The organism is Acuticoccus sp. (assembly GCF_965213555.1).
Lineage (GTDB): Bacteria > Pseudomonadota > Alphaproteobacteria > Rhizobiales > Amorphaceae > Acuticoccus.
This window is the reverse complement of the sequence record NZ_OZ243890.1, coordinates 486,704-498,976: the sequence shown is the minus strand read 5'-3', so window position 1 is coordinate 498,976 and position 12,273 is coordinate 486,704. Positions and strand designations below refer to the sequence as shown.

Annotated in this window: 10 protein-coding genes; 6 read left to right on the top strand and 4 right to left on the bottom strand. The window is 71.3% G+C overall.

Going from position 1 to position 12,273, the window contains the following annotated elements:
• Nucleotides 1-77 precede the first annotated feature (77 nt).
• From ACOOE8_RS02560 to ACOOE8_RS02550, 3 genes are read left to right on the top strand one after another with little or no spacing between them, the layout of a single operon-like run.
• Nucleotides 78-1,607 carry a leucyl aminopeptidase gene (locus ACOOE8_RS02560; RefSeq protein WP_420393315.1) on the top strand — a complete coding sequence of 510 codons (1,530 nt, stop codon included), beginning with the start codon at nucleotides 78-80 and terminating at the stop codon, nucleotides 1,605-1,607.
• Nucleotides 1,608-1,617: 10 nt separating this feature from the next.
• Complete coding sequence (locus tag ACOOE8_RS02555; RefSeq protein WP_420393314.1) at nucleotides 1,618-2,226, top strand: glutathione S-transferase family protein; 609 nt, start codon at nucleotides 1,618-1,620, stop codon at nucleotides 2,224-2,226.
• A 10-nt stretch (nucleotides 2,227-2,236) separates the two neighbouring features.
• Nucleotides 2,237-2,683, top strand: coding sequence for a DNA polymerase III subunit chi (locus tag ACOOE8_RS02550; RefSeq protein WP_420393313.1), 447 nt, complete (start codon nucleotides 2,237-2,239; stop codon nucleotides 2,681-2,683).
• 319 nt (nucleotides 2,684-3,002) lie between these two features.
• Here the strand turns inward: ACOOE8_RS02550 and ACOOE8_RS02545 are convergent, their stop codons facing one another.
• The 3 genes from ACOOE8_RS02545 to ACOOE8_RS02535 form a co-directional block, all read right to left on the bottom strand.
• A complete protein-coding gene (locus tag ACOOE8_RS02545) occupies nucleotides 3,003-4,295 on the bottom strand; it encodes a nicotinate phosphoribosyltransferase (RefSeq protein ID WP_420393312.1) in 1,293 nt (430 codons plus the stop codon).
• Nucleotides 4,296-4,469: 174 nt separating this feature from the next.
• Nucleotides 4,470-4,838, bottom strand: a complete 369-nt coding sequence (locus ACOOE8_RS02540; protein WP_420393311.1) for a septal ring lytic transglycosylase RlpA family protein — start codon at nucleotides 4,836-4,838, stop codon at nucleotides 4,470-4,472.
• Between the two features lie 208 nt (nucleotides 4,839-5,046).
• On the bottom strand, nucleotides 5,047-6,372 hold the full coding sequence (locus tag ACOOE8_RS02535; protein ID WP_420393310.1) for a PucC family protein: 1,326 nt from the start codon (nucleotides 6,370-6,372) through the stop codon (nucleotides 5,047-5,049).
• Between the two features lie 237 nt (nucleotides 6,373-6,609).
• Between ACOOE8_RS02535 and ACOOE8_RS02530 the strand changes: the two genes are divergently transcribed.
• Complete coding sequence (locus ACOOE8_RS02530; protein WP_420393309.1) at nucleotides 6,610-6,825, top strand: hypothetical protein; 216 nt, start codon at nucleotides 6,610-6,612, stop codon at nucleotides 6,823-6,825.
• Nucleotides 6,826-6,868: 43 nt separating this feature from the next.
• Here the strand turns inward: ACOOE8_RS02530 and ACOOE8_RS02525 are convergent, their stop codons facing one another.
• Complete coding sequence (locus tag ACOOE8_RS02525) at nucleotides 6,869-9,946, bottom strand: mechanosensitive ion channel domain-containing protein (RefSeq protein WP_420393308.1); 3,078 nt, start codon at nucleotides 9,944-9,946, stop codon at nucleotides 6,869-6,871.
• 177 nt (nucleotides 9,947-10,123) lie between these two features.
• Here ACOOE8_RS02525 and ACOOE8_RS02520 point away from each other — a divergent pair, with 177 nt between their 5' ends.
• A complete protein-coding gene (locus tag ACOOE8_RS02520; RefSeq protein WP_420393307.1) occupies nucleotides 10,124-11,326 on the top strand; it encodes an extracellular solute-binding protein in 1,203 nt (400 codons plus the stop codon).
• Complete coding sequence (locus ACOOE8_RS02515; protein ID WP_420393306.1) at nucleotides 11,326-12,237, top strand: transporter substrate-binding domain-containing protein; 912 nt, start codon at nucleotides 11,326-11,328, stop codon at nucleotides 12,235-12,237. The genes ACOOE8_RS02520 and ACOOE8_RS02515 overlap by 1 nt, the downstream gene beginning before the upstream one ends.
• Nucleotides 12,238-12,273 lie beyond the last annotated feature (36 nt).

Genomic DNA, 12,273 nt, shown 5'->3' with positions numbered 1-12,273 from the left:
GGGTCCGGGAGCCTGCCCGTAGTTGTAAGGGTCGACCAAACCCAGTACGTGCCGCGGTCAGACCGGAAGGGACGCCCATGCCGACGCTGCCAACCCTCGAGTTCCGCCCCGTGGACCTGCCTTCGTCGGGGACGCTCGTCGTGTTCGCAGCCGACGGCATGGCGCTCGGCGAGGCGGCGCGTCGCGTCGAGGAGGCGAGCGACGGGCTGCTCGCGGCGGCGGCGGAGGCGCAGGGCTACAAGGGGAAGCGCCTCGCCACCATGACGGTGCCGCTGCCGCGCGGGCTCGACGCGTCGGCCCTCGTCGTCGTCGGCCTCGGGGACCTGACCAAGCTTACCGAGGCGGATTGGGTGAAGGTGGGCGGCACCATCGCGGGCGCGCTGCCGTCCGGGCCGAACCGGGACGTGACGGTCTTCGCCGAAACCCCGTCCGGTCCGCTCACCACCGAGCAGTCGCTCGACGTGGCGCTCGGCCTGCTGCTGCGGTCCTACGAGTTCAACGCCTACAAGACGAAGAAGGGCGACGATCCGGAACCGGCGCCGCGCAAGGTGACGATGGGACTGCCGAACGCCGGCGACATCGAGGCAAGGTGGGAGGCGGTGCGGTCCATCGCCGAGGGCACGATGCTCGCCCGCGACCTCGTCAACGAACCGGCGAACGTCCTCGGCCCGGTGGAGTTCGCCGAGCGTGCCGCGAAGCTCGCCGACCTTGGCGTTGAAATCACCGTGCTGGAGCCCGATGAACTGGAGCGGCTCGAGATGCGCGCGCTGCTCGGCGTCGCCCAGGGCTCGGAGCGGCCGGCACGCGTCGTGGTCATGGAGTGGAAGGGGAGCCAGTCCGGCGCCAAGCCCGTCGCCCTCGTGGGCAAGGGCGTCGTCTTCGACACCGGGGGCGTCTCGATCAAGCCCGCCGGCGGCATGGAGGACATGAAGGGCGACATGGCGGGGGCGGCCGCCGTCGTCGGCACCATGCACGCGCTCGCATCGCGCGGGGCGAAGGCCAACGTCGTCGGCATCATCGGCCTCGTGGAGAACATGCCGGACGGCAAGGCGCAGCGCCCGGGCGACATCGTGCGCTCGAAGTCGGGCCAGACCATCGAGATCATCAACACCGACGCCGAGGGCCGCCTCGTGCTGGCCGACCTCCTCACCTACGTCCAGGAGGCGCATGGGCCGAATGTCGTCATCGACCTCGCGACGCTGACCGGCGCCATCATCGTGGCGCTCGGCCACCACCACGCGGGCATGTACACCGACGACGACACGGTGGCGGCCCAACTCACCGACGCGGGCCGGGCGACCGGCGACCTCGTTTGGCGCATGCCGCTGGGCAAGGACTACGACACGCTGATCGACTCCAAGGTCGCCGACATGAAGAACACCGGTGGCCGCTTCGCCGGCTCGATCACCGCCGCGCAGTTCCTGAAGCGCTTCGCGAAGGACGCGCTGTGGGTGCACATCGACCTCGCCGGCACCGCAATGGCCGCGCCCGCGAACGAGGTGAGCCGCACGTTCGGCTCCGGCTGGGGCGTGCGGCTGCTGGACCGCTTCGTCGCGGACTACCACGAGGACGGCGCGGCGGACGTGCCACGCGGCCCCGCTGCCTGAGGAGGACGTCATGAAGCTCTACACCTCGCCCACGTCGCCGTTCTGCCGCACCGTGGAGGTCGTCGCCCACGAACTCGGCCTCATGGACGACATCGAGCGGCTGCCAACGAAGGCGATGCCGACGCAGGGGGATCCCGCGTTCCGTCAGGTGACGCCGCTGCGCAGGATCCCCGCGCTCGACGCCGGCGACGGCCTCGTCATCGTCGATTCGACGGTCATCGCCGAGTACTTGTGCGCCCGAGTCGGCGACCACGCCATGTTCGGCCGCGACGGCGGCGACCACTGGCGGATGATGACGGACTACGTGCACGCCCGCGGCATCGCGGAGGCCGGCGTCCAGGGGCGCTACGAGAGCGCCGTGCGGCCGGACGAGAAGCGGTGGGACGCCTGGCTCGACGACCAGATGGACAAGATCGACGCGATCCTCGCCCGCTTCGACGGCGCGCCGCCGGCCGCGACGGGCCGCCTCACCATCGTCGACGTCATGCTGGGGGTCGCGCTCGGCTACCTCGACTTCCGCTACGCCGACTTCGGCTGGCGCCAGCGCCACGCTGCGCTCGCCGACTGGGCCGAGCCTGTGCTCGCGCGGCCCTCCTTCGAGGCGACCCGCCCCGGGTGACGCGGCGGACGTGGCCGACGTCCTGTTCTACCACCTGGAGCAGCAGACGCTCGAGGACGTGCTGCCGACCCTCCTGGAGCGCACGCTGGCCCGCGGCTGGCGCGCCGTGGTCGAGACGCCGGACGCATCGCGCGTCGACGCGCTCGACCGGCACCTGTGGGTCTTTCGCGACGATGCCTTCCTGCCGCACGGGCGGGTGGACGACAACGCCGCCGAGCACCCCGTCCTCCTCACCACGGGGCCGCAGAACCCCAACGGTGCGAAGGTGCGCTTCCTCGTCGACCGCGCCGCCCCCTCCGCGGTGGACACCTACGAGCGCGTCGTCCTCATCTTCTCCGCCGACGACCCCGACGCGGTGGCCGACGCCCGTCGCCACTGGCCGAGCCTGAAGGCCGCCGGGCATGCCGTCACGTACTGGCGGCAGGGCCGCGACGGGCGCTGGGAGAAGAAGGGCTGACGGCGCCGCGCTGCGCCCCCGCGCTCGTCCCGCGAACGTGCCTCACTCGGACCAGCGCAAGAACTCGGGCGGATTGGCCCAGTCGCAGTACGTGGTCGCGTCCGCGTACCGGCCCTCGAAGAACGCCTCGGGCCGCGCGGCAGCCAGGGTGCTAGGCCGTATGGACACTCTTCCAAGTGACGGGCTCAGCTCGCTTGGCCATGTCGGCAGCAATGACGACGTGATCGTACACGCCCTTCCACCACGTCAGCATCGGGACGGCGGCGTCGGTGTGGTCGATGGCCTTGTTGACCGCAGGGGGCCGCGATCGGGCGCCACGTTAGACCGCGACCTCGAGGGGCTGCTGGGCGCCGACGTCGAAGACGCGGCGGTAGCGCGCGATCTCGTCCGTCGGGCCCGTCGCCTTGTTGGGGTTGTCGGACAGCTTCACCGTCGGGCGGCCGTTCGCCGACACCGCCTTGCACACCAGGCTGAAGGGGGCGAGCGCATCGCCCGCGACGAGGCCGCGGAAGTCGTTGGTAAGGAGCGTGCCCCAGCCGAAGGAGACGCGCAGGCGGCCCGCGAAGCGCCGGTGCAGGTCGACGATGGTGTCGACGTCGAGCGCGTCGGAGAAGATGATGCGCTTGGTGGACACATCCTCCCCGCGGGCGTTCCACCAGGCGATGGCGCCCTCCGCCCCCGCGACGGGGTCGCCCGAATCGATGCGCACGCCCGTCCACTCGGCGAGCCAATCGGGCGCGCGCGTGAGGAAGCCGGCGCTGCCGAAGGTGTCAGGCAGGATGATCCTCAGGTTGCCGTCGTGCTCCTCGTGCCAGTCGGCGAGTACCTGGTAGGGGGCCTCGGCGAGCGCCTCGTCGTCCCCGGCGAGCGCCGCGTACACCATCGGCAGCTCGTGGCCGTTGGTGCCGATCGCCTCCACCTCGCGTCGCTGGGCGATGAGGCAGTTCGACGTGCCGGTGAACGCGGGGCCGAGGCCCTCCATCATCGCCTGCACGCACCAGTCCTGCCACAGGAACGAGTGCCGGCGCCGCGTGCCGAAGTCGGCGATGAGGAGGCCGTCGACCCCGCGCAGCCGCTCGATCTTCTGCCACAGCTTGGTCATCGCCCGGGCGTAGAGCACCTGGAGCTCGAACTTGCCCATGGTGGTGAGGACGGCGCGCGAGCGCAGCTCCATGAGGACCGCGAGCGCCGGGATCTCCCACAGCATGACCTCAGGCCACGCGCCCTCGAAGGTGAGCTCATACTGTCCGTCGCGCACCTCGAGGTGGTAGTCCGGCAGGCGCAGCTCCTCGAACCAGGCCATGAACTGCGGCGAGAACATCTGCCGCTTACCGTAGAACGTATTGCCGCGCAGCCAGGTCGATTCACCGCGCGACAGGGAGAGCGAGCGGATGTGGTCGAGCTGCTCGCGCAGCTCGCCCTCGTCGACGAGGTCGGCGAGGCGCACGTGGCGCGAGCGGTTGATGAGCTGGAACGTGACGCGGGTGTGCGGCTTGTAGCGCCGCACCGTCTGGCACATGAGGAGCTTGTAGAAGTCGGTGTCGATCAGCGAGCGGACGATCGGGTCGATCTTCCACTTGTGATTGTAGACCCTCGTGGCGATGTCGACCATTAGCCGTCCCGGCGACGTTCCATCGCGCCCTGTCTACGCGAGCCTTGCCGGAAAGTCAGGCGAGGACGCTCAGTGGGGCTCGCCGGCCGGCAGCCAGCCTCGTCCGCGACGAGGGTGTCGGCGGAGGTGCCGACGACGGTGCGCGACGGACGTGATCGCCAGCGTACTCGGGCGCTACTGCACCTCCATGCGCACCGACGCGACGCCCGCCTTGATCATGCCGATCTCCGCTGCGGCCGCCCGCGAGAGGTCGATGTGGCGGCCGCGGGCGAAGGGTCCACGGTCGTTGATGCGCACGACGACCGACTGCCCGTTGGCCCGGTTCGTGACCTTGACCTTGGTGCCGAAGGGCAGCAAGCGATGCGCGGCGGTCAGCGCGTGCATGTCGAAGCGTTCGCCGCTGGCGGTCGGCCGCCCATGAAAGCGCTTGCCGTAGAACGCGGCCTCGCCATTCGAGTCGAACGCGAGGGCACCAGGTGCGGGAAAAAGGAGCGGGATCGAGAGAAGCGCCGTCCACGCGACGGTCCTGGCGAACTTGAACATCGGTCGTCCTCAATGGTCCGCGGTGGCCCGACGCGCGTCACACGCGCGGCCCGGCCGAGCGGGCCGGACCATCGCAGGGGTGCCGGCCGTCGGGCGCCGGCTGGTGCACGACCGCAGCCGCGCTTGAACAAGCCAACCGGCACAATTCGGCCATTTTAGGGCAACCGCGACGGCGGCCGTGGATGGAACGTTCCGCTCGGGCCGTGCCTCAAGCGGGGAGCGCTGGGGGGACCCCAAGTGATCGGTGCGCGCGCATGGCGACGAGGGCAGCGAGGGCGAACAGCGCCGCCTCGGTGAGGAAGACGCCGGCGAAGGCCGCAGGGTCGTCGCCGAACGCGCGCAGGGCGTCGAGCAGCGCCGCGCCGAAGAACATGCCGACGCCGAAGCCGATGGCCTGGGCCGCGCCCCACAGCCCGATGCGCGTGCCCTCGCGGCCGGATGCCCCGAGCTTCGCCAGGGAGAACATCGACGCGATGGCAGCTCCGGCGAAGACTCCGTTGGCGAGGCCGAAGGCGAGCACGGTGGGCTGCAGCGGCCAGTCCGGTGCGTTGAAGGCAGCGAGGGCGAGGAGGCCGAGTGCCGCCGCAGAAGCGAAGCATCCCGCCATGGTGAGGCCGACCAGCACGCCGGGCCGGCCGCGCAGCATCCGTCCGGCGATCCCGACGAGCACGAGCCCGGCCAGCACGCCGGCGTGATGGTCCCCGGACAATCTCGTCGACTGTCCGGGCGACAGGCCGAACACCGCGGCGCTGAACGGCTCCATGACGAGCTCCTGCATGTTGTAGGCGAGCATGGAGACGAGGATGAAGAGCGCGAAGCGCCGAACGTCGGCCTGGGCCCAGACCTCGGCGACCGCCGTCCAGAACCGGATCGCCGGCCGCTGCGGCGAGGGGCGTCCCTGTCCCTCCACCCCGGCGAGGGCCACGGCACCCACCACGAGCGCGAGGGCAGCGACGACCGCCGCCGTCGTCACGAGGCGCGCGAAGGTGAACGGCTCCAGCGCCGCGCCGGCGAGCTTGGCCGTGACGACGAGCCCGGCGATCATCGTCACGAACACGCCCGTCGCGGCGGGGGCGAGCCGTTCCGGGCTCACCGTCGTCGCGAGCAGCGCGAACAGGGTCGTCCCGGCGGCGCCTACGCCGAGCCCCAGGCCCGCGTAGGCGAGGCCGGCGAGGAGGAGGCCGAGCACGGGGTTCGCGCTCGTCAGCCAGACGGCGAGCGCGGCGACGACGCCCGAGGCGCCGAGCAGCGCGAGGCCGCCGAGGATCCACGGCGTGCGGCGGGGTGTGACGTCGGACCCGTAGCCGAAACGCAGCCGGGCCCCCTGCGCGGCGTAGAAGATGGCGACGAGGACACCTGGCACGACCGCAAGGAGCGCGAGCTCCTCGACCATCAGCCGCGGGATCGTCGAGATCGGCAGCACCGTGACCGACGCGATGGCGGCCTGGACGAGCGCAAGCCGTGCGATCGTGCGCCATGCGCCTGCAGCGCTGCGGGGGGCGGCCCGGTCCATGGTGTCGATGTAGGGCTGCACCGTGCCTCAGGCAGCGCGGTGCAACGCTGTCCCCAAGCTGGCAGTCGCTGCCCCATACCAGCACGACGCCGCTCGACAAACGCATAGGCTCGACTTATTCTAATGAACACTTGCTCACCCAACGGTGGGAGGGGTCCGGTCGAGGGGCGGAGGTCGAACCTTCGATCGGGGGCTTGGCAGCCGGTTGGCTTCGACGCGTGACGTCGCCGGCGAGCTGGACGAGCGTCGGAGGGCTTGGTGCCAAGGACGTTGATCGACATGTGGGACGCTCGTCCGCCGCACGCACCGGCGAACGCCGCGCTGCTTGCCATCGCCACGGCTGCACCGCTCCTGGGCCGCACCCTGCCGGTGCCGGCACGGCCGGGCGCCAACGTCCACCGCCCGGCCGGCACGCCCACGATCCCAAGGACGATGATCGAACGACGCTCGGGGTCGGCGCGGCATCCGTCCTAGCACCCGTCGGTCCGGGCGGCGCGCGGCGGCGAGGCAGCCGGCGTTACAACGCGTCCTTCCCTCCCTCGGCCGCCATCTCGACCGCATCGGCGACCCAATCGTCGTCGCGGGCCGTACGGAGCCTGGGCTCCACGCGCGACGCAGCTGGCCTCGCCTTCGCCTCGACCATGTGGAGGTCGCGTTGCGGAAACGGGATCGAGATGCCGTTGTCGCCGAAGGTGCGCCAGATCGCCGACAGCACGTCCGAGCGCACGACGAACACCGAGTGGGTGCCGCGCAGGTCCACGTAGTAGCAGACCCGAAGGTTGATCGCCGAGTCGGCGAACTCGTCCACTGTGACCAGCGGCGGCGGTGCGGTCAGCACCCCCGGGTGCGCCTCAAGGACGTCGTAGACCAGGCTGACGCCCACGGCCGGGTCGTCGTCGTAGGCTATGCCGACGGGGATCACCACGCGCATCACCGTGTTCGTGCGCGTCCAGTTGGTGAACGTGTCCGAGATCAGCGCCGAGTTCGGCACGATGAGGTCGAACTCGTCGAACGTCTTCATGCGCATGGAGCGGATGCCGATCTGCATGACGGTGCCGGTGTTCGCCCCCACGGTGACGATGTCGCCGAGCCGCAGCGGCCGCTCCACGAGGAGGAGCAGGCCCGAGATGAAGTTGTTGACGACGTTCTGCAGCCCGAAGCCGATGCCGACGCCGAGGGAGGCCGCGAACACGGTGAGCGTCGTGACGTCGAAGCCCACGGCCGACAAGGTGATGAGGACGCCCACCACGATGACGACGTACTGGGCGAACACCGACAGCGACTGGCGGATGCCGATGTCGCGCAGTCGCCCGAACACGACGGTGTAGGCAACGCGCCGGCTCCAACCGGCGAGCCAGAAGACGAACGCGAAGGCGAGCACGGCGAGGGCCACGCTGCCGACCTGGTAGTCCGTGCCCGCCGCGTCGAACAGGGGCGCGCGCCACAACATGACCGCCTCGCGCACGACCGGCGTCTCCGTGGTCCAATCGAACACCCACACGCACGCGGCGATCGCGGCGACGAGGAGGCCGACCTGGATCGTGCGGGCCACCGGCTGCAGGAAGTTCGCGCGGGCGAAGTAGGCCCGTGCCGGATCGCGCGCGCGCAGACGCCCGGTGATGCCCTCCACGAGGTCGTTGAGCACGCCGAGGGCGAGGGCGAGGGCGGCCGCGATGGCGATGGCGATGGCAAGGTTCTCCATCATCACCGCGGCGAGGCGCGTGTAGCCCGCGAGCCCGGTGATGCCGGTGGCGATCAACGAAAGGGGCGGCAGGAGGGACAGGAGCGCAGCCACCCAGCGGCGGATCCGCCCGTACGAGCCCGCCTGCCCCGAGGCCGCGAAGAAGAACACGAACAGCAGCATCGGCAGTCCGGACAACACAAACGCCGAGTAGGCGAGGCGGTTGAGCGCGGATTGCGTGGACGGCCGAAGCTCGACCTCGCCGAGCAGCACGTAGGCGAACACGAAGGCGGCCGACAACACCACTGCGATCAGGGTTGAGCGCGTGATGATGCGCCCCAGCCGACGTTGGTGCGAGGCGACGGTGCGGCGCGAGACGATCACCTGTGTGAGGTCGCGCAGGGACGCGGCGACCGCCGGGATGACGATCAGCGTCCCCACCGCGTAGATCGTCTCGTCCGACAGGGCGAAGACGAGGCCGAACAACCACCACAGCGCCACCGGGAACAGCCAGAAGAGGTTGCGGCGGACGACCTCGAGGGGGATCTCCGTCGCACGGGTTGCCTCGGCTCGGATGAAGCGCTGGATGAGGTGCTCGCGCAGGTAGAAGGTGACGAGGAGGAGGAGGACAGCGGACAGGCCGAACACTGCGAAACGGCGCTTTTGGGCCACCTCGACCGCGGCCCGGACCTCCACGAGCCAGCCCTCGGCGACCGTTCCGAGCGCGGCGGGCAGCCCGGCCAGCTCAGCGGCCATGCGCTGACGCGCCGCCCGGTCCGTGCGCGCCGCCTCACGCACCAAGAGCGACGACCTCTCCCTCAGGGCGCGTTGGCGCGCCAGCGCCTCCATGGTCGCGACCGTGCGCTCGCGCAGGGTGCCGATCTCCTCCTCCTGGATCGACAGGAGCTCGCTCAGGCCGGCGATGCGCTGGACGAGCGGCTCGGCGCCGTCCCCGCCCGGCTCGGCAAGGATGCGCGACAGGTCCGCGAGCGCGTTGCGGTTGAGCGCGATCGTGGCGGCGCGCTGGGCGAGCAGGCGTTCGGCGTCCGCCGCCGCCTCGACAGCGTCGGCGAACAGGTGGATCGGGATGGCGGGCTCGTCGACGACGGGTTGCAGGCTGGCGACGAGGCGGCGCGTCTCGACGATGCCGACGTCGGTGAGGCGCATGTTGGAGCGGAGGAGCGCCTCGTCGGCGCGCAGGCGCAGGAGGTTGCGCCGCGCCAACGCCGTCGGGCTCGCGTCAGCGATGGATGCCGCCTCGTTGGACAGCGCGAGGGCCTGCTGGGCGAGGTGGTCGACGAGCGCCTGCAGGCGGCGCACGAGCGGGTCGTCCTCGATCGCCGCGAGCCCTACGACGTCGCTCAGCGTCATGGAGCGCTGCACGATGTCGAGCTCCTCACGGCGAAGGCTGAGGTAGGCCTCCGTCAAACCCTGGTAGGTCTCGAGCCGAACGAGGGTTTGCGAGGCGAGGCCGCGGATCCGGCCGCGCCAGTCGAGCACCGCCTCCTCCACGAGCCGCTGCAGCGTGTCGGGTCTGCCGGCCGTGAGCGCCGCGCTCGCCTGGACGATGCGCGCGTTGAGCTCATCGATGCGCTCGGCCTGCTCGGCGATGCGGTGGTCCAGCGTGAGGAGGCGCGTGCGCGCGATGTCGACCTCGAACTGCGCCTGGCGCAGGGCCGCGATGGTCACGGGGCCGGTCGACGGAGGAGCGGCGAGTGCAGCGACGATGCGTGCGTTCTCGACGCGCTGCTGCTCGATCGCGGTGTCGAGGTTGCGCGCGTCGCGCTGCAGCGCGGTGAGCTGCCGCTTCAGCCCCGCAAGGTCGGAGGCCTGCGCCATCGCGCCGGTCGTTGCAAGGAACGCGAGGACGAGGCCCGCCAGGACGGCGGGGACGAGCTTGACGGGGCAGGGCATGGAAGGCGAAGGCACCATTGTGCTGGACGACGGGCACATGCAAAAACGCCGTCGGTGCAAGCGCTTGAGGTCCGTGCCGCGCCGGGTCTAAGACGCCTTCGCGGCGCACACAACCGTGCGTGACGCGCGTCCTACAGCCTGCGCCACAGGCACCAGCCCCTCGCTCCGGAGTGCGACTTGAAGCCGTTCCGCGTCCCGCTGCCCATCATCGTGCTCGCGGTGTTCCTCGCCGCGGTGCCTACGCCTTCGACCGCCGTCAACCTTACGCTGTCCTGCCTCGACGTCGGCAGCGCGGTGGAGGCGTGCCGCGCCTCCGCCCGTCGGTTCGAGGCCGCGAGCGGGCACGTGGTCCGCGTCGTCGCCGCTGACGCTTCGGGGCGTATGGCGCTGGGGCGCTACCAGGCGCTCTTCGACATCGACAGCCCGCGGCTCGACGTGTTGCAGTTCCCGGACGCCTGGGTCCCGGCGATGGCCCCGGACCTTGCGACGTTGCCCGAACCCGGGGAGGGGGCAGCGATCCCCGAAGTCCTCGACGCAGCGCGCGATGCTGGAAGGCTCGTCGGATGGCCGCACCACATGGCGCTGACGCTCCTGTTCCTTCGCAGCGACCTCCTGCCCACCGACCCTTCGGCGTGGTCGGAGCTGCGCGAAGCGCTCTTGGTCGCGCCGCCCGACGGCACGTTGGGCCTCGCCTTCGGTGGCGCAGGACCCACGCTCTTCGTGCTGTTCCTCGACTGGGTCGCCTCGTTCGGTCCCGGCGGAGTCGAGGACGGCCCGCAGGTGCGTGCCGCGCTCGCCGCCCTCAACGACGCGATCGGCACGATCGCGCCGCCGTCCGTCGCGTCGACGAGCCCACAGGAGGCGGTGGCGGCCTTCACGAGCGGCGATGCGGCCGCGCTCCTCGCCCGATCCACCGCCCTCCCCGCGGTACGCAGCTCGCCCATCGCGCAGGACGTCGCGGCGGTCCTGCGGCTTCGGGCCGCCGGCGCTCCGTCGCGGACGCCCCTCGTCGTCACCACGTGGTTCGTCGGTGTGTCGCGGCACTCCAGCAACGGCGAGGCGGCGCTGGACCTCGCGCGGTTCCTCGCCTTGAAGGACGAGCAGCGAGCCGCCGCCCTGGACTTTGGCGTCCCACCCGCCTCGCCGTCGCTCTACGAAGAAGCCGCCGTGGCGGCGATCGGACCAGTGTTCGCGCGCATCGGCCGCGAGCTCGGGCGGCTCGTGCCACCGCCGGTGGCCCGCTACGGGAGCGCCTACCTCGAGCTTTCCGATGAGGTCGCCGGCGCGGTGCGTGCCCTGCTGCGCGGCGAGGCGGGCGAGGCGGAGACGGCCGCGCTCATCGAGCGCGCCGTCGCACGCGCCGGACGGCAGGGCGAGTGATGCGCGTCGCGCGCCTCGTGTCCAACGTGCTCCTTCTCGCCCTGTGCGGACCGGCCCTCGCGCAGGCTGGAGCCGACGCACGGTCCGCCTCCGGCGAGGCGGGTCGTCCCGTTCCCGTCGGCGAGGCGGCCGCGGCAGCGTCGGGCGCGCTGGGGATCGAGGCCACCTCGGAGCGTCGAGGGCAACCCTTGGCGTCGGTCAACGTCGCGGTGCTCGAGGATGCCCCGCCGTTCTCCTTCACAGGACGGTTCGGCGTGCGGACGGGGTTCGACGTCGAGCTCGCCTACGCGCTGTGCGAGGCGCTGCAAGTGCGCTGTACGCTGGTGCCGACGGCCCAGGAGGATCTGTCCGCCGCGCTCCACGAGCGTCGCGTCGCCTGGGCCATCGCGACACCGGTCCTGACCGCGGAGGCCGAGGGCGCGGTCACCGTGACCGGTCCCTACGCGCGCTTGACGGTCCGCTACGTCGTCCCGAGCGCGACAGGCCGCGATGTGGAGGACGATGACTTGGTGTACGGAGCGGTCATCGGGACCGCCCAGGCGCGATACCTGCGCGAAACGTTCCCTCGGCCGGAGGCCGTGCGGCTCTACCCGAACGGCGATGGCCTTTGGATCGACCTTGCCCTCGACCGTCTCGACGCCGTCCTTGCCCCGGCCATCGTGGCGCGGCTCGAGTTCCTCTCAACGCCGATCGGCGAAGGGTTCGGCTTCGAGCCTCTCGCCAGCGGGGGGGACGCCAAGCTCGGCCGATCGGCCGTCGTCGCCGTGCGCGAACGCGACGAGGAGCTGCTGCGCAGGCTGAACGCGGCGCTCGGGACCATGGCCGCCGACGGCGCGCTCGCCGAGATCGCCCGCCAGTACCTCGATCAGGACCTTCTCACCCCGCCCGTGACCAGCGGCGGCGGGGGTTGACAACGTCCGGGAACGATTCGCTCGCCCAAGGGGTTG